Annotated in this window: 18 protein-coding genes and 5 tRNA genes; 13 read left to right on the top strand and 10 right to left on the bottom strand. The window is 66.7% G+C overall.

The features are described from left to right. Window position 1: 1 nt before the first annotated feature. Entirely contained in the window at window positions 2-1,090 is a 1,089-nt protein-coding gene (gene purM, locus C3E79_RS09130) for a phosphoribosylformylglycinamidine cyclo-ligase (protein ID WP_108404622.1), read from the top strand. Between the two features lie 70 nt (window positions 1,091-1,160). On the opposite strand, the gene C3E79_RS09125 is transcribed toward purM, so the two are convergent. Then, window positions 1,161-1,352 carry a DUF3073 domain-containing protein gene (locus C3E79_RS09125; protein ID WP_108404621.1) on the bottom strand — a complete coding sequence of 64 codons (192 nt, stop codon included), beginning with the start codon at window positions 1,350-1,352 and terminating at the stop codon, window positions 1,161-1,163. 148 nt (window positions 1,353-1,500) lie between these two features. After that, window positions 1,501-2,616 (bottom strand): CAF17-like 4Fe-4S cluster assembly/insertion protein YgfZ, encoded by a 1,116-nt coding sequence (gene ygfZ / locus C3E79_RS09120; RefSeq protein WP_179948277.1) that lies wholly within the window; start codon window positions 2,614-2,616, stop codon window positions 1,501-1,503. 22 nt (window positions 2,617-2,638) lie between these two features. On the opposite strand from ygfZ, the gene C3E79_RS09115 reads away from it, so the two are divergent. Beyond that, window positions 2,639-3,571: an aminodeoxychorismate lyase gene (locus tag C3E79_RS09115; RefSeq protein ID WP_235840613.1), complete on the top strand. Its 933-nt coding sequence runs from the start codon at window positions 2,639-2,641 to the stop codon at window positions 3,569-3,571. Here C3E79_RS09115 and C3E79_RS09110 read toward each other — a convergent pair. Both C3E79_RS09110 and C3E79_RS09105 read right to left on the bottom strand, forming a co-directional pair. Further along, window positions 3,568-4,203, bottom strand: coding sequence for a heme-binding beta-barrel domain-containing protein (locus C3E79_RS09110; protein WP_108404619.1), 636 nt, complete (start codon window positions 4,201-4,203; stop codon window positions 3,568-3,570). The genes C3E79_RS09115 and C3E79_RS09110 overlap by 4 nt on opposite strands. Window positions 4,204-4,229: 26 nt before the next feature. Beyond that, window positions 4,230-4,985 (bottom strand): LmeA family phospholipid-binding protein, encoded by a 756-nt coding sequence (locus tag C3E79_RS09105; RefSeq protein ID WP_108404618.1) that lies wholly within the window; start codon window positions 4,983-4,985, stop codon window positions 4,230-4,232. A gap of 28 nt (window positions 4,986-5,013) precedes the next feature. On the opposite strand from C3E79_RS09105, the gene mshD reads away from it, so the two are divergent. From mshD to pstB, 5 genes are all read left to right on the top strand, one after another. Further along, window positions 5,014-5,898, top strand: a complete 885-nt coding sequence (gene mshD, locus C3E79_RS09100; protein ID WP_108404617.1) for a mycothiol synthase — start codon at window positions 5,014-5,016, stop codon at window positions 5,896-5,898. A 183-nt stretch (window positions 5,899-6,081) separates the two neighbouring features. Beyond that, window positions 6,082-7,239 (top strand): phosphate ABC transporter substrate-binding protein PstS, encoded by a 1,158-nt coding sequence (pstS, locus tag C3E79_RS09095; protein ID WP_179948276.1) that lies wholly within the window; start codon window positions 6,082-6,084, stop codon window positions 7,237-7,239. 172 nt (window positions 7,240-7,411) lie between these two features. Then, window positions 7,412-8,488 (top strand): phosphate ABC transporter permease subunit PstC, encoded by a 1,077-nt coding sequence (pstC, locus tag C3E79_RS09090; protein WP_179948275.1) that lies wholly within the window; start codon window positions 7,412-7,414, stop codon window positions 8,486-8,488. Window positions 8,489-8,507: 19 nt separating this feature from the next. Next, complete coding sequence (gene pstA / locus C3E79_RS09085; RefSeq protein WP_179948274.1) at window positions 8,508-9,467, top strand: phosphate ABC transporter permease PstA; 960 nt, start codon at window positions 8,508-8,510, stop codon at window positions 9,465-9,467. Window positions 9,468-9,504: 37 nt separating this feature from the next. Beyond that, window positions 9,505-10,278: a phosphate ABC transporter ATP-binding protein PstB gene (pstB, locus tag C3E79_RS09080; RefSeq protein WP_108404615.1), complete on the top strand. Its 774-nt coding sequence runs from the start codon at window positions 9,505-9,507 to the stop codon at window positions 10,276-10,278. Window positions 10,279-10,359: 81 nt separating this feature from the next. Here pstB and phoU read toward each other — a convergent pair whose 3' ends face one another. Both phoU and dusB read right to left on the bottom strand, forming a co-directional pair. Further along, window positions 10,360-11,088 (bottom strand): phosphate signaling complex protein PhoU, encoded by a 729-nt coding sequence (gene phoU / locus C3E79_RS09075; RefSeq protein ID WP_108404614.1) that lies wholly within the window; start codon window positions 11,086-11,088, stop codon window positions 10,360-10,362. Window positions 11,089-11,125: 37 nt separating this feature from the next. Beyond that, complete coding sequence (gene dusB / locus C3E79_RS09070) at window positions 11,126-12,310, bottom strand: tRNA dihydrouridine synthase DusB (protein WP_108404613.1); 1,185 nt, start codon at window positions 12,308-12,310, stop codon at window positions 11,126-11,128. A gap of 89 nt (window positions 12,311-12,399) precedes the next feature. On the opposite strand from dusB, the gene C3E79_RS09065 reads away from it, so the two are divergent. Continuing rightward, window positions 12,400-12,472: transfer RNA gene (locus C3E79_RS09065), tRNA-Lys, on the top strand. 3 nt (window positions 12,473-12,475) lie between these two features. On the opposite strand, the gene C3E79_RS09060 is transcribed toward C3E79_RS09065, so the two are convergent. Both C3E79_RS09060 and C3E79_RS09055 read right to left on the bottom strand, forming a co-directional pair. Then, window positions 12,476-13,066: a CG0192 family protein gene (locus C3E79_RS09060; protein ID WP_108404612.1), complete on the bottom strand. Its 591-nt coding sequence runs from the start codon at window positions 13,064-13,066 to the stop codon at window positions 12,476-12,478. After that, window positions 13,066-13,416 (bottom strand): metal-sensitive transcriptional regulator, encoded by a 351-nt coding sequence (locus C3E79_RS09055; RefSeq protein WP_108404611.1) that lies wholly within the window; start codon window positions 13,414-13,416, stop codon window positions 13,066-13,068. Before C3E79_RS09055 ends, C3E79_RS09060 begins: the two co-directional genes overlap by 1 nt. Window positions 13,417-13,512: 96 nt before the next feature. On the opposite strand from C3E79_RS09055, the gene C3E79_RS09050 reads away from it, so the two are divergent. The 5 genes from C3E79_RS09050 to C3E79_RS09030 all read left to right on the top strand — a co-directional run bounded on the left by C3E79_RS09050 (window position 13,513) and on the right by C3E79_RS09030 (window position 14,509). Then, window positions 13,513-13,585, top strand: a tRNA-Glu gene (locus C3E79_RS09050). Window positions 13,586-13,634: 49 nt separating this feature from the next. Next, window positions 13,635-13,708, top strand: a tRNA-Asp gene (locus tag C3E79_RS09045). A 223-nt stretch (window positions 13,709-13,931) separates the two neighbouring features. Further along, window positions 13,932-14,005: transfer RNA gene (locus C3E79_RS09040), tRNA-Asp, on the top strand. 33 nt (window positions 14,006-14,038) lie between these two features. Next, window positions 14,039-14,111, top strand: a tRNA-Phe gene (locus C3E79_RS09035). A 98-nt stretch (window positions 14,112-14,209) separates the two neighbouring features. Then, window positions 14,210-14,509 carry a GNAT family N-acetyltransferase gene (locus C3E79_RS09030; RefSeq protein ID WP_235840612.1) on the top strand — a complete coding sequence of 100 codons (300 nt, stop codon included), beginning with the start codon at window positions 14,210-14,212 and terminating at the stop codon, window positions 14,507-14,509. 10 nt (window positions 14,510-14,519) lie between these two features. On the opposite strand, the gene epsC is transcribed toward C3E79_RS09030, so the two are convergent. Then, a complete protein-coding gene (gene epsC, locus C3E79_RS09025) occupies window positions 14,520-15,107 on the bottom strand; it encodes a serine O-acetyltransferase EpsC (protein WP_179948273.1) in 588 nt (195 codons plus the stop codon). Window positions 15,108-15,273: 166 nt separating this feature from the next. Further along, a complete protein-coding gene (gene cysK / locus C3E79_RS09020) occupies window positions 15,274-16,209 on the bottom strand; it encodes a cysteine synthase A (RefSeq protein ID WP_108404609.1) in 936 nt (311 codons plus the stop codon). Window positions 16,210-16,378 lie beyond the last annotated feature (169 nt).

The following is a 16,378-nucleotide window of genomic DNA, read 5'->3' as shown; positions in this document are numbered from 1 at the left end:
CATGAGCAGACCCACTACGCCCCCGAACGCCCCGCACGCTCCGGTGTCCTACGAGGCTGCGGGTGTCTCCATCGAGGCCGGCGACCGCGCGGTCGAACTCTTCGCCCCCCTGGCCCAGCGGGCATCTCGCCCCGAGGTGCGCGGGGGCCTCGGGGGATTCGCCGGGCTCTTCGCGCTCGGGAAGTACCGCGAGCCCCTGCTCGCCGCGGGCTCCGACGGAGTGGGCACCAAGCTCGCCGTCGCCCAGGCGATGGATATCCACGACACGATCGGCATCGACTTAGTTGCCATGTGCGTCGATGACCTCGTGGTCTGCGGCGCGGAGCCGCTGTTTTTGCAGGACTACATCGCGATTGGAAAGGTCTACCCCGAAAAGGTGGCAGGGATCGTCTCCGGTATCGCCGAGGGCTGCGTGCAGGCCGGGTGCGCGCTGCTCGGCGGGGAGACCGCGGAGCACCCCGGCGTAATGGGGGCAGACGACTACGACGTCTCCGCCACCGCCGTCGGCGTGGTCGAGGCCGACGAGCTGCTCGGGCCGCACAGGGTGGGAGAGGGGGACGTCATCATCGCGATGGCGTCGTCCGGGCTCCACTCCAACGGCTACTCGCTGGCGCGCCACGTGCTCCTCGAGCGCGCCGGGCTCGCGCTCGACGCCCACGTCGACGAGCTCGGGCGCACCCTGGGCGAGGAGCTGCTCGTTCCCACCCGCATCTACGCGCTCGACTGCTTGGCGCTGGCCGCGGAGTGCTCGGTGCGGACCTTCTGCCACGTCACGGGCGGCGGGCTCGTGGGCAACATGGAGCGCATCATCCCGGAGGGCAAGGTGGCACAGATGCACCGCTCGACGTGGACGCCGGGGCCGATCTTCAGCTACATCAAGGCCATCGGCGAGGTCCCCCAGGAGGAGATGGAGAAGACCTTCAACATGGGCATCGGTATGGTCGCCGTCGTCGCCCCGGAGGACCGCGACCGCGCGCTGGCGATCCTCGCCGCGCGCCACATCGAGAGCTGGGTGCTCGGGGAGGTCCGCGCGGCGGGCGAGGGCGAGCACGCGCGCGCGGCGCTGGGCGGGTCCTATCCGCAGTGGTAGGGCGAGGATAGGCGAGGCAAAAACACACCCCCGCCGCGGGAAGTGAGCGGGGGTGTGTGGTGAATCGGGGCTAGCGGCCGGCTTCGCGGTCCCAGTCGGCGTAGTCGCCGTAGGGGTCGTCGAACTCGTCGTCGTCGAACTTCCGCGCCGGGGGCTGGCCCGCGAGCTCACGCTGGAGGGAATCCAGATCCATGTCAGGAGTGTTGTACTTCAGCTGGCGAGCAACCTTGGTCTGCTTTGCTTTGGCGCGTCCGCGACCCATGGGCATGACCCCCTTGAGGTGGTGTGCAGGGCGACCCGAGTGATCGGGTGGCCATTCAACGTCATTTCTGTATATTCCTGCCAGACACTATAGCCTGTTGCGCGGGAAAAATCTCAACCACCCCCTAACCAGGGTTTATAAGGGGTATCTATTCGCCCTTTCTCAACCTTTCGACGGCCCTGCGACCCGCCTTCTCGCCTTCGTCAACGGGCAGCGAGTCGGGATCGACGGCGGCGGCGACGGGGACCTCGGCCTCGACGGTGAGCTCGCCTGCGCCGAGGGCGGAGCGCTTGAGCAGCGCCAGGCCGATGGGGCCGAAGTCGGCGTCGTGGACGACGGTGCCCAGCCTGCCCACGCGCCGCCCGGCCCGTGTGATCTCGCTCCCAGGCACCGGATCGACGGGGGCGGAGCCGTCGAGGTGGACGGTGACGAGCAGGCGGGGGGAGCGGCCGAGGTTTTCCACGCGCGCCACGGTCTCCTGCCCGCGGTAGCAGCCCTTGTCCAAGTGCACCGCCCCGGCGTGCGCGCCGCGGCCGATTAGCCAGGGCGCCTCGTGGGGAATGGACGTGCCGTCCAGGTCAGCCCGCAGTTCCGGCTCGCCGGCCTTGACCCGCTCTGCGGTATACGCCATAAGGCCCGCCCGCGGGATCCCCTCGCGCGCAAGCGTATCGACGACCTCCCGCAGCGCCCCGCGCGCCACCGCGACGTCGACCCTCGGCACCGCCCGTGACCATTTGACGCTGCGGGTAAAGACGGCCCGGTCGCCGAGCGCGCGGGCAAGCGCCTGGGGCACCGTGGCGTCGCCGCCAAGGATGGTGAGGATGGCGAGGTCGCTCGCCTCGATGCTCACCTGCGACCAAAACACCATCTTGCGCAAGTAATCCTCGAAGGACTCGCGCTGATAGGAGGGGACATCGAGGTAGAAGGTGTCGCCGTGGACGGTGAGGTCGCAGTGGTGCAGGATGCGCCCCTGGGCGTCGAGGTCGAGCGCCGCGGCGGCAAAACCCTCGGGGGCATCGATGAGCTTCTGGGACAGGAGATTGTGAAGAAACGTCGCCGCGTCCCGCCCCGATACGGCGAGCACGGCGCGGTGGGAGCGGTCGACGACCGCGGGGCCGCGCTCGAACGCGCGCTGCTCGCCGAGGGGGTTGCCGTAGTGCCAGGCGACCCCTGAGGCGTCGATAAGCGATGCGTCCGCGTCGGCGAGTTCGGCCGCCGATGCGTCGCTGAGAAGGGGGGATTGGTAGCGCGCGATACTCTCCACGCCGTCCCATCATAGGGGCATAATGGGCTCTACTATGGAATCCTCCCACCTCGCCCCGCAGCCGGTCATCTACCTCGTCGAGCCCTTCGGCGGATCGATCCGGCGCCAGAGCCCGAACACCCCGCACGTGTTTTGGGACGACGCCGCCGTCACCCGCGGAGACGGGATTTTCGAATCCATCCTCATCCACCGCGGCGAGGCGGTGAACCTGGAAAAGCACATCGAGCGCTTCCGCCGCTCGGCGGCCGCCCTCGACCTGCCCGAGCCCGGCGCTGAGCACTGGGCGCACGCGACATGCGAAGCGGTGGCGGATTTCTGCCGGGAGCGCGACAGCAGCGATGGCGGCGCCCCTGAGCAGGCGAAGTGCGTGTGGACGATGACGCGCGGGCGAGAGAGCACAGGGGTTCCCACGGCGTGGCTCACCGTGCGCGAGATCGACCCGCAGGTGCTGCGCCAACGCGCCGAGGGAGTCAAGGTGGCCACCGCCCCGCGCGGCTACACCATCGGCGGGCAGGGACAGGAGGTGCCGTGGCTCGCGGTCGGGGCGAAGTCGCTCAATTACGCCGCCTCGATGGCGGCTCAGAGGTGGGCGCGTGGCCGCGGCCTTGACGACGTAATCTATTACGACCCGGCCACAGGGCACGTGCTCGAGGCGACGACCGCGAGCGTTGTCGCGGTGAAGGCGGGCAGGAAGCTGCGCACCCCGCCCGCGGGCCCGGGGGTGCTCACGGGCACGACCCAGCAGGCGCTGTTCGCTGCCGCATCCGAGCGTGGCTGGCGCTGCAAGGCGAGGGAGCTCACCGTTGCCGACCTGCTCGCGGCTGAGTCGGTGTGGCTGGTCAGCTCGGTGCGCCTCGGGGTGAGGGTGACGCAGCTCGACGGGGCCGAGCTTGGGGCGCCGGGCAACGAGGAGGAGATCCGCGCCCTCATCGGCGCAGCGCTGGGGCTGGGCTAGCCGGCGATGCGGGTGAGCTCCGCGGACATGTAGGGCACGAGCTCGCCGTCGACGGCGCGCTCATCGACCCAGCCCAGGTTGTTGTTCGGCATGAGCCCGTAGAGCCGCTTGCCGGGGCCGTGTTCTGCGGGGCCTGTCGCGGTGACGATGGTGGACGCGGAGGTGACCTGCCAGGCGCGCTCGTTGACGGGCTCGCCGTAGAGGATCTCAACGAGGCCGCGGGAGTTCGTCAGCGTGACCTCGATCTCGTCTCTGGGGGAAATCCGCCAGAAGCCGACCTCGCGCTGGTCGGGTCCTGCCGCCTCGCCGTCGGGCCCGAGCCGCCACAGGCGCGACTCGAAGCGCAGGTAGTTCTCGCCGTCGTGGGAGACCACCAGCTGCTGGCCGAAGGCGTACTGCTCGCCGTGGTCGTCGGCCTGGCCCGTGCCAGCCCACACGCCAACGAGGGGGAGGAGCGCCAAGAGGCCGTCGTGAAGCGAGGGCCCCTCGCGCAGGTTTGCGGTGTCCTCGGGAAGGGGGAAGCCCTCGAAGCTCAGCGGCGGGATGTTGCGGTGCGCGGTCGACTTGGCGCGCTCGGCGGCGCGGTCCACGGCCTCGCTGCCGCTCAGTGGGGCGTCGGTGCTATCGCTCATGGCCTCCAAGGGTACCCGCCGCCGACTCACGTGCCGCCCAGGGGCGCGAGCGCGGTATCACTCAGTGCGACATTGAGCTCTTGATGGGAGAACTCAATCGAGCCGCCGGAGAGCTGCACCAAGTCCGCTGGGCCCCCGAGCGGTAGCTCGCTGGTGTCGCGCTCGAGGGTGTAGGCGGCGAGGATGGCGTCCGTCGCTCCGGGCGGGGCGCTTATGATTACGCTGGGCCGCATGAGGAAGCGCCCGTTTTCGAGGCGCAGGGTGACCACGACGGCGCTGGGCTCAGAGGTGCCTGGCACCGTGCCGGTGAGCTGCGCCTCGCTGGCGGTCCCGCCCGTCGGCGAGATGTCGTAAGGGTGGGAGATGTCGAGGTCGGTCATCCCCAATAGCTCGCCAAAGGCGACGCCGTCGAGCCGCACGCGGCGGCGCACCATGGTGGCCTTCGCGCCGGCGAAATCGGCGGCGAACGCGCGCTCGGCGGGAACGCGGACGTCGAAGGCCTCGGCGGTGATGTTGACGGTGCCGAGGCCTGCGACGTCGACGTCGAGGGCGGAGACGGTGATGCGGGGCACCTTAGAGGTCAGCGCCACCTGGGAGAAGGGGAACCCGGCGACGTAGGCGTCGGGCGGGGTCTCCAGTCCGCTGTGGGCGGCCGCGGCGAGGGAGAGCGAGCGCTCCACCCGCGCTGCGGCGATGGTGTCGGCGCACAGCGCCGCGAGAAGCGCCACGACCAGTGCGCATGCGGCACGCGGCGTCAGCCGGGAGCGAACACCCAATCTCATTCCTCTATTAATACCGTAGCCTGGTTGCATGGATAGCACGATCGATATTCACCCCGTGTCCCTCCCCGGCGACAGCGTCCGCGAGCTGCTGCGGGCCGCGAGCGAGACGGACGGCGTGGACGCCTTCTCCGAGCAGTTTCTCGCAGCGCTTGGCGACGCCCGACTTAAGCACACCCACCTCCTCGCCGAGTCGGACGGCCAGCCCGTGGGGCTGGCCGCGCTCGCCCCGGACGGCAGTGCCGAGCTCGTGGTCGACCCCGCCTGGCGCCGCCGCGGCATCGGCCGGGCGCTCGCCGAGCGGGTGCGCGCGGAGAACCCGAAGGCAGGGCTGTGGGCGCACGGCAACCTCGACGGCGCGAAGGCGCTGGGGGAGCGCCTTGGGCTGCGTGTCGTGCGCGAGCTGCTCGTGATGGAGATCACCGGGGCCGACCTGGAACGCGCGTCCGAGGTGGACATCCCCGAGGGCTTTCGCGAGACGAGCTATCGGGACGCGGTCGACGCGTCCGGGCGCGAGGCCGTAGAGGATGCCTGGCTCCAGGCCAATAACGAGGCCTTTTCCTGGCACCCCGAGCAAGGCGGGTGGGATCTCGAGCGCCTCCACCGCGCCATGGAGGCCTCGTGGTTCGATCCAGCCGGGGTGCGGCTGCTCTACGAGGGAGAAAAGCTCGCCGGGTTTCACTGGACCAAGCGCCACCCGGACGGCACCGGCGAGGTCTACGTCGTCGGGTTGGGCAGCGACTACCGGGGCCGCGGCCTGGGCGATCCGCTCATGCGCATTGGGCTAAATTACCTCGTCGAGCAGGGCAGCGAGCGGGTTGAGCTCTACGTCGAGTCGGATAACGGCCCGGCGGTGCAGAGGTACGAGGATCTCGGCTTCCTCACAGCCCAGCGCCATGTTGTTTACTCGCAATAGGTCGACTAGCTGGCATTATGTGAAAAAAGTTAAATGTTAACCCAATGTTCACCGTTTGGGGTACCGAGGGTTAACCAAATGCCCGTAGCTTAGCGTGATGTGAGTAATCGGATGAGGTCTGTCCGAATCGTGAGGTTCGACTGGTTTCAGTCTCCATCCCGGATCCGATGCTCGAACTCTTCAATGGAATTCACACCGGAAAGGTATCCCGTGATTCGCAACTTCAAGCGCACCGCAACCATCATCGGCGTCGTCGCCGCAACCTCCGCATCCCTCGTGGCCTGCGGAAACTCCGCCGAGGACGCTCCCGCCGGGGGCAAGGACTCCACCGCCGCTGAGACCAAGACCGAGGCAAAGTCGGCTTCCGGTGCTGAGCTCACCGGCACCACCGGCCAGCTCGTTGCTGAGGGTGCTACCTCGCAGCAGAACGCCATGGACTACTTCGCCTCCCGCTACGCCGAGGAAGTTCCGGGCGCAAACCTTGCGTACAACCCCACCGGTTCCGGCGCGGGTGTGAAGAACTTCATCGGCAACCAGGCCGCTTTCGCCGGTTCCGACTCCGCCCTGAAGGACGAGGAGATCCAGCCGGCCGCCGACCGCTGTGGCGGCAACGAGGCGTGGCACCTGCCGATGGTTGTCGGCCCGGTCGCCGTCGCGTACAACCTCGACGGTGTTGACAAGCTCAACCTCACCGTTGACAACATCGTGAACATCTTCAACGGCACCATCACCAAGTGGAACGACCCGGCCATCGCCGAGTCCAACCCGGGCGCCACCCTGCCGGACGAGAACATCTCCGTGATCTACCGCTCCGACGAGTCCGGTACCTCCGACAACTTCCAGAAGTTCCTCGCTGCCGCCTCCGACGGCAAGTGGGAGGGCTCCGGCAAGGCGTTCCCGCAGGCCGTGGGCGCCGGTGCCAACGGCTCCACCGGTGTCGCCGAGCAGGTCAAGTCCACCCCGGGCGCCATCACCTACGTCGAGGCCGGCTTCGCTGAGAAGAAGGCCAACATCGACTTCGGTGCCGGTGCGGTTGAGCTCAACGAGGAGACCGTCGGCAAGGCGCTCGACACCATGGAGTTCAAGACCGAGGGCCACAACATGGTCGTCGACTCCAAGAAGCTGTTCGCCACCAAGGATGCTGACGCCTACCCGCTGATCCTCACCACCTACGAGATCGTCTGCTCCGCCGGCTACGACGAGAAGACCCGCGACATGGTCAAGGACTTCCTCAACGTCGCCCTCGACTCCCAGGATGAGGAGCTCTCCGCCGAGGGCTTCATCCCGGTCTCCGGTGCTCACGCTGAGCGCCTGCGCGCCGCTGTCAACGCGATCAGCTAACAGCTCCGCCAATCCCTGCCGGGGATTGCCCGCCCCCCGAACGGTGTGTGCCGAGTGGGGGGCACATCCATGTATGGGCATGGTTAACGCGACATGTGTTTTCGATGGCCATGAGGTGTTATAGGGAAAGTCTCTCTTTCCCATCGGTACTTTAGTTAAAGGATTCGTGAACATGGCTGACAATGAACTGCCTGAGACCGATCGCGGTGGCCGCCACAGCGCCACCGAATCCTCGGTTCCGGTCATGCCCTCGTCCACCGGAACCCCCGTTGTCAAGGGCAACGGGGCCCCGGTGGGAGGGCAGGCCGTAAGCGGCGCCGGCGTGATCCGCCCGGGCGACCGCGTCTTCCAACTGCTCTCCACCGCCTCCGCCACGCTGATCACCGTGATCATCGCCGCGATTGGCCTCTTCCTGCTCCTGCAGGCCCTCCCGCCGCTCATGCGTAACGAGGGCGGCGTGTGGGGTTTTTTCACCTACACCGGCCAGTGGCAAACCGCCAACCTGGACGCGATGAAGTTCGGTATCCCCAACCTCTTCTTCTCCACGGTAACCATCTCGATCATCGCGCTCATCATCGCCATGCCGATCGCGCTGGGCATCGCGCTTTTCTTGTCCAACTACGCGCCGAAGAAGCTCGTTCGCCCGCTCGGAACCCTGGTGGACATGCTCGCCGCGGTGCCGTCGATCGTCTACGGCCTCTGGGGCGCGCAGGTGCTCGGCCCCTTCCTCGGCAAGTTCTACGAGTGGCTCCACTCCTGGGCGGGCGGCTTCTTCCTCTTCGCCCAGTACCCGAACTCTCCGTCGTTCGCGACCGGCCGCAACATGCTCACCGGTGGCATCGTGTTGGCGATCATGATCCTTCCCGTTATCGCGGCGACCGCCCGCGAGGTCTTCGTGCAAACGCCCCCCGGCCAGATCGAGTCCGCTCTGGCGCTCGGCGCGACGCGCTGGGAAGTCATCCGCATGACGGTCATCCCCTTCGGCATGTCCGGCTACATCGCCGGCTCCATGCTCGGCCTCGGCCGCGCGCTCGGTGAGACCATGGCGCTCTACATGGTCGTCTCCCCGTCGCCCATCTTCAGGGCATCGCTTTTCGACGGCGGGTCGACCTTCGCCACCCACATCGCCAACGCGTCTGCCGAGTTCAACAACCCCACGAGCGCCGGCGCCTACATCGCCGCGGGCCTGGTGTTGTTCGTCCTGACCTTCGTCGTCAACTCGATCGCTCGCGCGATCGTCAACAAGTAAGTAGGAGGCAGAGACCACAATGAGTACCGCAGTACCAAGCAATGGCTCTACCCGCGCGGCGCAGCCGACCACCCAAGCGGCGGACGCGCAGCCCCAGCGCTCCACCCCGTTCGCTGAAATTTCCGGCAGCCGCAAGACCACCAACACGATCATGGGCCTGCTCATGTGGGCATGCATGATCCTCGCGCTCATCCCGCTCGCGTGGCTGCTCTTCACCGTGATCTCGCGCGGCGCGGGCATGGTCTTCAACCTTGACTGGTGGACCACGGACATGCTCGGCGTGCGCACCCGCAGCGAGGGAGGCGGAGCCCTCCACGCGATCGCGGGAACGATCATGCAGACCCTCGTGGCGTCCCTGTTCTCCATCCCGATCGGTATCTTCACCGCCATCTACCTCGTGGAGTACTCCAACGGCAACCGCTTGGGCAAGCTCACCACGTTCATGGTGGACATCCTCTCGGGCGTGCCCTCCATCGTCGCCTCGCTGTTCATCTACGCCCTGTGGGTGACCATCCTCGGCCAGCAGCGCTCTGGCTTCGCGGTGGCGCTCTCCCTGATCCTGCTCATGGTGCCGATCGTGGTGCGCAACACCGAAGAGATGCTGCGCGTCGTCCCGATGGACCTGCGCGAGGCCTCCTACGCGCTCGGCGTGCCCAAGTGGAAGACGATCGCCCGCATCGTCCTGCCCACCGCTCTCTCCGGCATCGTCACCGGCGTCATGCTCGCCGTCGCCCGCGTCATGGGCGAGTCCGCCCCGGTCCTGATCCTCGTGGGTTCCACCCCCGCCACCAACTGGCTCGGGATGTTCAACCAGCCGCAGTCCTCGCTCCCGCTGTTCATGCTGGACATGTGGAAGTCCGGTGCCAGCGGCCCCGCCAACGACCGCCTCTGGGGCGCAGCGTTCACGCTCGTCATCATGGTCGTCTCCCTGAACCTCATCGCGCGCTTCATCGCATCGAAGTTCTCGGTGAAGAAGTAACAGTCGCCTAAAACCACACATTTCCAGGAGGAAACTGATGTCTAAGCTCGAACTCAACGACGTCAATATCTACTACGGCGACTTCCACGCCGTCCAGAACGTCAACATGAACATCCCCGCACAGGCGGTCACCGCATTCATCGGCCCGTCCGGCTGCGGCAAGTCGACCGTGCTGCGCACCCTCAACCGCATGCACGAGGTCATCCCCGGCGCGTCCGTCAAGGGCGAGATCCTTCTCGATGGCAACAACATCTACGGCAAGAACGTCGACCCGGTCTCCGTGCGCAACACCGTCGGCATGGTGTTCCAGAAGGCTAACCCGTTCCCGACGATGTCCATCGAGGATAACGTCGTCGCCGGCCTGAAGCTCTCCGGCGAGCGCGACCGCAAGAAGCTCAAGGAAGTCGCCGAGGAGTCCCTGCGCGGAGCCAACCTGTGGGACGAGGTGAAGGACCGCCTGGACAAGCCGGGTGGCGGCCTCTCGGGCGGCCAGCAGCAGCGCCTGTGCATCGCCCGCGCCATCGCGGTGCGCCCCGAGGTGCTGCTCATGGACGAGCCGTGCTCCGCCCTCGACCCGATCTCCACGCTCGCCGTCGAGGACCTCATCCACGAGCTTAAGAATGAGTACACGATCGTCATCGTCACCCACAACATGCAGCAGGCGGCGCGCGTGTCCGACAAGACCGCGTTCTTCTCCCTCGAGGCGACCGGCAAGCCGGGCCAGCTCATCGAGTTCAACGACACCACGACCATCTTCGAAAACCCTGAGCGCAAGGAAACCGAAGACTACATCGCTGGCCGCTTCGGCTAAGGACGGCACAGCACAGCACGCCCCGGGCGTCCCCACCCTTCAGCGGCGGGGACGCCCGGGGCTGTGCTTGAGGCAGCGGGGTTACGTGCGGTCGAAGCGCTTGGCAATGCTGGCGAAGCGCTCGTCCATGTCGATCCCATCCGCCGAGCGGCGGTGCTCCAGGTAGGCATCGGGCTTCATGCCCGTGATGAGGAAGACGGTGCGGGCGGCGACGTTGACACAGTGGTCGGAAAAGCGCTCGAAGTAGCGGCAGAGCAGAGCGAGGTCGACGGCCTCCCGGGCCGAGTGCGTCCACTTCTCATTCGTGATCACGTTGAGGATGTAGTTGCTCATGGTGTCGACTTCGTCGTCATCATCGCGAAGCGCCACCGCAACGTCCGGGTCCGGGTTCGTGACCAGATCCATGGTCTTCTCGCCCAACTCGCGGGAGAGCCGGACCAGCTCCTCGACGAGCACCCCCATCTCCTCCGGCACGACGGCGGACGGGTGGCGTAGCCGGGCGAGGCGAGCGATGTGGGTGGCCAGCGCGCCCATGCGCTCGAAATCTTCGACGATGTAGATGGAGGAGACGACCTGCCTCAGGTCGGATGCGACGGGGCTCTCGAGTGCGAGGAGCTGCATGCTGCGCTCCTCGCAGCGCTGCCTGATCTCATCGAGGCCGTCCGAGTAGGACAGGGCCCGCTCGGCGTCGTCAAGGTTCTGCGTGAGCAGCGCCGAGCACGCGCACTCCATGAGCTCGCGCACGCCGGCGCACATCTCGACGAGATCGCGGGAGAACGCGTCTAGGTGCTCGCGGTACATCGTCCTCATAGGCACACCCTACAAGCAGTGGAGCGCTCAAGGCACATTATCCACCGTTGTTGTCTATCTCGGCGCCCTCCGGGACGGTGGCGTCTTCCGGGTCGTCGAGCCAGCCTTCGGGAAGCGCGACGCGGGAGCGCGAGCCTCGGCGGCCCCGCGCGTCATCGGCGTGATCCGCCAGCGAGGTCGAATCCGCGATCGTGGAGAGCAGCTCGGCGAGCTGGGAGAGCGATCCGACCTGGGCGAGCTGCGCGCGGAACTCGCCGCCGACGGGAAAGCCCTTGAGGTACCAGCCGGTGTGCTTGCGGATGTCCCGGCAGGCGTGCTCCTCGCCGTCGTGAAGCGAAAGGAGCTCAGCGTGGCGGTAGATGATCCGCGCGACCTCGCCCAAGGTCGGCTCCGGGGGCACGTCCTCGCCGCGTAGCTGCGCGCCGAGCTGGGCGAATAACCACGGCCGCCCCAGGCACCCGCGGCCGACCTCGACGCCGTGGCAGCCCGTGCGCTCCAGCATGGCGGAGGCGTCCTCGGCGGCGAAGATGTCGCCGTTGCCGATCACGGGCACGCCGGTGCCGTCCATGTGCTCGACGAGCCTGGCAATCTCATCCCAATGCGCCTGACCCGAGTAGCGCTGGTCGCCCGTGCGCGCGTGCAACGCCACCGCCGCGGCGCCCTGCTCCGCCGCGATGCGGCCAGCGTCGAGGTGCGTGTGGTGCTCCTCGTCGATACCGATGCGGAACTTCACGGTCACGGGGATGCCGGATCCCTCCGCCGCGCGCACCGCCGCGCCCACGATATCGGCATACAGGCGGCGCTTGTACGGGATTGCGCAACCGCCGCCCTTGCGGGTCACCTTCGGCACAGGGCAACCGAAGTTCATGTCGATGTGGTCGGCGATGTCTTCCTCCACGATCATCCGCACGGCCTCGTAGGTGAACTTCGGGTCCACGGTGTAGAGCTGCATCGAGCGGGGCGACTCGACGTCGGCGAACGTGGTCATGTGCAGGGTCTTCGGGTTGCGCGCGACGAGGGCGCGCGCGGTGATCATCTCGCAGACGTAGAGGCCCGAGGTGGTTCCGGTGAGCTCGCGCTCGATCTCACGGCACAATACGCGAAACGGCATGTTGGTCACCCCCGCCATGGGGGCGAGGATGACGGGCGATGAAAGCTCAAATCCCCCGATGCGCAGCACGGAGGGCGCCGGGGAAGGGGGAGAAGGCAGGACCACGGTCATAGTGCTCCCCATTGTCCACGGCGGGCGAGGACGAGTCCAATTGGCCCAATTTCAGGTCGCGAGAGGTGACCCGCTAGCATGGACGCAGCGGGCCTTTAGCTCAGTTGGTAGAGCTACGGACTTTTAATCCGCAGGTCGTGGGTTCGAGCCCCACAGGGCCCACCGCTAGCTCCACAGCTCCAAGCGCACGAGGGTGAGGTTGCCTTCCTCCCGGACGAGCGCGAGCTCGCCCTCGGCCGCCTGTTGCTGGCCGACGATCTTCTTCTGGATGCGGAGCTGGAACTTTTTCTCCTCGCCGTCGATTTCGACGGTACCGATGGAGGTCACCGAGTTGTGCTCGAGGATATCGACGCCGCCGACGGTGGCGGATGCGTTTTCTCCAGTGCCCCGCACGGCGAAAATCGGCTCGCCCTCGGAGAAATCGGCGCCGGGCTCCCCGCGCACGATGACCGAGATGAGCTCTCGCACCGCGACGGGGTCGGAGGTGAGGTAGGCCACCGAGCGCTCGCCGAGGACGGAGTGGGACATGGGCGTGAGGGCGTCGTCAAGAGCGTCGCTCGCCTCGCGGTAGGACAGGCCGAGCTGGGTCGACCCGCCGTCGCGATCCTCCCCGACGTAGATCTCCACACCGACGGACCCCTCGGGATCTACCACCCGGTAGGTGCCCTTGAGGCTCTCTATCGTCGAGTACGTCGCCGCGATGTCGTCCTTGGTGGGGGAGAGCTCAGCGTCCGCGTAGATTTTCGCTGTGGGCATCAGCTTTTCACCATCCTCTTGATTGCCTGCATTGCCTCTTCCACCCTAGCGTCGACGGCGTCCGGGGAGGCCCCTGCTGCTCCGGCGACGCAGTGCGCCAGGTGTTCGTCGAGAAGCGCGAGCCCGACGTTTTCGAGCGCGGAGGTCGCCGCGGAGATCTGGGTGAGGATGTCGATGCAATACTTGTCGTCCTCGATCATCCGCGAAATTCCGCGCACCTGGCCCTCGATGCGCCGCATGCGCGCGGCGTAGCGGGCCTTGTCGTGGCTGTAGCCGTGGGAGCCGGGGAATTCGGGGGATGCGGGGCGTGCAGCGCCGGATTGCTCCGCCGCCGGGTGTTCGCTCGTCATAGAGAAAACTCTACATGGCCTGCAGGTTTGTTCCACCTTTGTGGGCCGGTTTATGATGGACAGGCTGCCTAAGAGCGAGATGTTTTTAGCTAGCTTGCCCCCATCGTCTAGCGGCCTAGGACTCCGCCCTTTCACGGCGGCAACACGGGTTCGAATCCCGTTGGGGGTACTCGGGTCAACGTCCCGAAACCGTGCGCAGATCCTTTTTGCTGCGCATTGGCCCTGTGGCGCAGTTGGTTAGCGCGCCGCCCTGTCACGGCGGAGGTCGCGGGTTCAAGTCCCGTCAGGGTCGCAGAAGTCATTCGGCGGTCAAGGTTTCCCTCGGGGAGTGCCTTGACCGTCTTTCTGTATGCGGGGCTGGGTATGCGGGGCTGGGTGGCACGCCGGTGCGCCGCGATAAGGCCTTTTAACTGGCGATTTGTCACTGTGAGAGGGCGCTGTGTAAAGTGACTTCTCGTGCTTAGCGCGGTGCACAACCTCGCCTAAGCTGCAAGGTGAGAGATAGCTTCACACCTGGCCCTGTGGCGCAGTTGGTTAGCGCGCCGCCCTGTCACGGCGGAGGTCGCGGGTTCAAGTCCCGTCAGGGTCGCGGAACGGTCTCCATTGTGAGAGCCCCCGTTCTGGCCAGATAGCTCAGTCGGTAGAGCACACGCCTGAAAAGTGTGGGGTCGCCAGTTCGATCCTGGCTCTGGCCACACTCATGAGCACCCCCCCTGTTTCGGCAGGGGGGTTTGCTATTGTGGGGCGAAATCCTCGAAAGGCCCGGCAATCGGGCGCAGAAAGGCAGTCCCCCGTGACTCAACCCCAGCCCGACACGCTGGTCCGCGTCAACCCAGAGGCCGGCAGGTACGAGATTCTTCTCGACGGCGCATTGGCCGGGTTCGCCAACTTCGACGAGCGCGCAGGGCAGGTGCGCGACTTCAACCACACCGTGGTGCTCCCGGAATTCCGCGGGCGCGGGCTCTCGGCGCCGCTTATCCGCTACGCGTTGGACGACACACGCAGGGCCGGGAAGCGGATCATCCCGACGTGCTCTGCCGTGGCGGGATTCGTGCAGAAGAACCCCGAATACAGCGACCTCGTGGTGGGCTAGTCTCCCGGAGCTAGATGACGTAGCTGCCCGGGTCGATGTAGTTATCCGGGTCGACGAGGTGCCGCTTCTCGTCGCTCATCCGCTTGCGGTGTTTAGCGGGCACGCCGGTAGCGATGGAATGCGGCGGAACCGATTTGGTGACCACAGCGTTCGCGCCGATCGCGGAGCCCTCACCGATCGTGATGGGGCCTAAGATCTTCGCCCCGGCCCCGATGACGACGTTGTCTTCGATGGTGGGGTGGCGTTTCGTTTGGGTGAGGACCTGCCCGCCGAGCGTCACGCCGTGGTAGAGCATGACGTTGTCGCCGATCTCGGCGGTCTCCCCGATGACGATGCCCATGCCGTGGTCGATAAAGAAGCGCCGCCCGATCGTCGCGCCGGGGTGGATCTCGATGCCGGTGAGGAACCGATTGAACTGGGCGAGGATGCGCGCCGGGGCCCTGTGCCCCCTCGTCCACATCGCGTGGCAGGCGCGATGAATCCAGATCGCGTGGAGGCCTGAGTACACGATGGCGTTTTCGAGGTCTCCGCGGGCCGCCGGGTCGTGTACGCGCGCGTTGTCGAGGTCTTCTTTGATCGTCCGCAGGACTTTCATCATGGTGACCGAGCATATCAGTGACGCAGCACACGCCACGGGCCGCTGCGTGGTTTAGATTCACGCCGCTTGGCGACGCCTCAGCAAGCCCCAACGACAACGAGCGGCCCCCGCGATGTGGGGGCCGCTCTCACGTCAGCGAGACCTCTGAGGTCTTCTCACCTGTGGGCTAGTCGCGGATGTCCTCGAACAGCGGGGTCGAGATGTAGCGCTCGCCGAAGTCGGGGACGATGAAGACGATCGTCTTTCCGGCGTTTTCGGGCCGCGATGCGACCTCGAGGGCCGCGGTGATGTTCGCGCCGGTGGAGATGCCGCCGAGGATGCCTTCAGCGCGGGCGAGCTCGCGGGAGGCGGCGAAGGCGTCTTCGTTGGTCACGGTGATGATTTCGTCGAGAAGCTCGCGATCGAGCGTGCCGGGCACGAAGTTCGCGCCGAGGCCCTGCAGCTTGTGCGGGCCGGCCTCGCCCTTAGACAGCAGCGGGGAGGCGGCGGGCTCGACGGCGACGAGCTTGACCTCGGGCTTGTGCTCCTTGAGGTACTTGCCGGCGCCGGAGATGGTGCCGCCGGTGCCCACGCCGGCGACGAGGATGTCGATTTCGCCGTCGGTGTCATCCCAGAGCTCGGGGCCCGTGGTGTTGTAGTGGATGCGCGGGTTGGCGGCGTTTTCGAACTGGCGGGCCAGGATGGCGTTTTGGGTGTTGGCTACGATTTCGTTCGCCTTCTCCACGGCGCCCTTCATCCCGGCGGCGCCGGGGGTGAGCTCGATCTGGGCGCCGAGGGCGCGCAGGACGACGCGGCGCTCGGTCGACATCGTCTCGGGCATGGTGAGGATGACCTTGTAGCCCTTGGCCGCGCCGGCCAGCGCGAGCGCGATGCCGGTGTTGCCGGAGGTGGCCTCGACGATGGTGCCGCCCGGCTTGAGCTCGCCGGACTCCTCGGCGGCCTCGACGATGGCCTTGCCGATGCGGTCCTTCACGGAGTTTGCCGGGTTGTAGAACTCGAGCTTCGCAAGGACACGGGCCCCAGTGTCCTTGGATACGCGCTGGAGCTCGACGAGCGGGGTGCCTCCGATGAGGTCGAGGACGTTACTAGCGATTTTTGCCATGAGTTCTCCTTAGGGGGGTTCTTACCCCCTGATGGTGGTGTTCGTTCGGTTCATACGGGACGTCCGCGCGCCTGACTGGGCCCACTGCGTCCGACACCCATCAGCATACACACCCAAAACAGACTAAGTAGTCTTTATTTGCCGAACTGCCCGGTATGCCGGTCCTGTG

This window comes from Corynebacterium liangguodongii, from assembly GCF_003070865.1.
Lineage (GTDB): Bacteria > Actinomycetota > Actinomycetes > Mycobacteriales > Mycobacteriaceae > Corynebacterium > Corynebacterium liangguodongii.
The sequence above is the reverse complement of the archived record's forward strand: the minus strand, read 5'-3'. Positions and strand labels throughout refer to the sequence as shown.

Excerpts from the sequence above, each read along its gene's own strand:
- purM (WP_108404622.1), top strand. The coding sequence starts at position 2 with ATGAGCAGACCCACTACGCCCCCGAACGCCCCGCACGCTCCGGTGTCC.
- C3E79_RS09125 (WP_108404621.1), bottom strand. The coding sequence starts at position 1,352 with ATGGGTCGCGGACGCGCCAAAGCAAAGCAGACCAAGGTTGCTCGCCAG.
- C3E79_RS09115 (WP_235840613.1), top strand. The coding sequence starts at position 2,639 with ATGGGCTCTACTATGGAATCCTCCCACCTCGCCCCGCAGCCGGTCATC.
- C3E79_RS09110 (WP_108404619.1), bottom strand. The coding sequence starts at position 4,203 with ATGAGCGATAGCACCGACGCCCCACTGAGCGGCAGCGAGGCCGTGGAC.
- C3E79_RS09105 (WP_108404618.1), bottom strand. The coding sequence starts at position 4,985 with ATGAGATTGGGTGTTCGCTCCCGGCTGACGCCGCGTGCCGCATGCGCA.
- mshD (WP_108404617.1), top strand. The coding sequence starts at position 5,014 with ATGGATAGCACGATCGATATTCACCCCGTGTCCCTCCCCGGCGACAGC.
- pstS (WP_179948276.1), top strand. The coding sequence starts at position 6,082 with ATGGAATTCACACCGGAAAGGTATCCCGTGATTCGCAACTTCAAGCGC.
- pstC (WP_179948275.1), top strand. The coding sequence starts at position 7,412 with ATGGCTGACAATGAACTGCCTGAGACCGATCGCGGTGGCCGCCACAGC.
- pstA (WP_179948274.1), top strand. The coding sequence starts at position 8,508 with ATGAGTACCGCAGTACCAAGCAATGGCTCTACCCGCGCGGCGCAGCCG.
- pstB (WP_108404615.1), top strand. The coding sequence starts at position 9,505 with ATGTCTAAGCTCGAACTCAACGACGTCAATATCTACTACGGCGACTTC.
- phoU (WP_108404614.1), bottom strand. The coding sequence starts at position 11,088 with ATGAGGACGATGTACCGCGAGCACCTAGACGCGTTCTCCCGCGATCTC.
- dusB (WP_108404613.1), bottom strand. The coding sequence starts at position 12,310 with ATGACCGTGGTCCTGCCTTCTCCCCCTTCCCCGGCGCCCTCCGTGCTG.
- C3E79_RS09060 (WP_108404612.1), bottom strand. The coding sequence starts at position 13,066 with ATGCCCACAGCGAAAATCTACGCGGACGCTGAGCTCTCCCCCACCAAG.
- C3E79_RS09055 (WP_108404611.1), bottom strand. The coding sequence starts at position 13,416 with ATGACGAGCGAACACCCGGCGGCGGAGCAATCCGGCGCTGCACGCCCC.
- epsC (WP_179948273.1), bottom strand. The coding sequence starts at position 15,107 with ATGATGAAAGTCCTGCGGACGATCAAAGAAGACCTCGACAACGCGCGC.
- cysK (WP_108404609.1), bottom strand. The coding sequence starts at position 16,209 with ATGGCAAAAATCGCTAGTAACGTCCTCGACCTCATCGGAGGCACCCCG.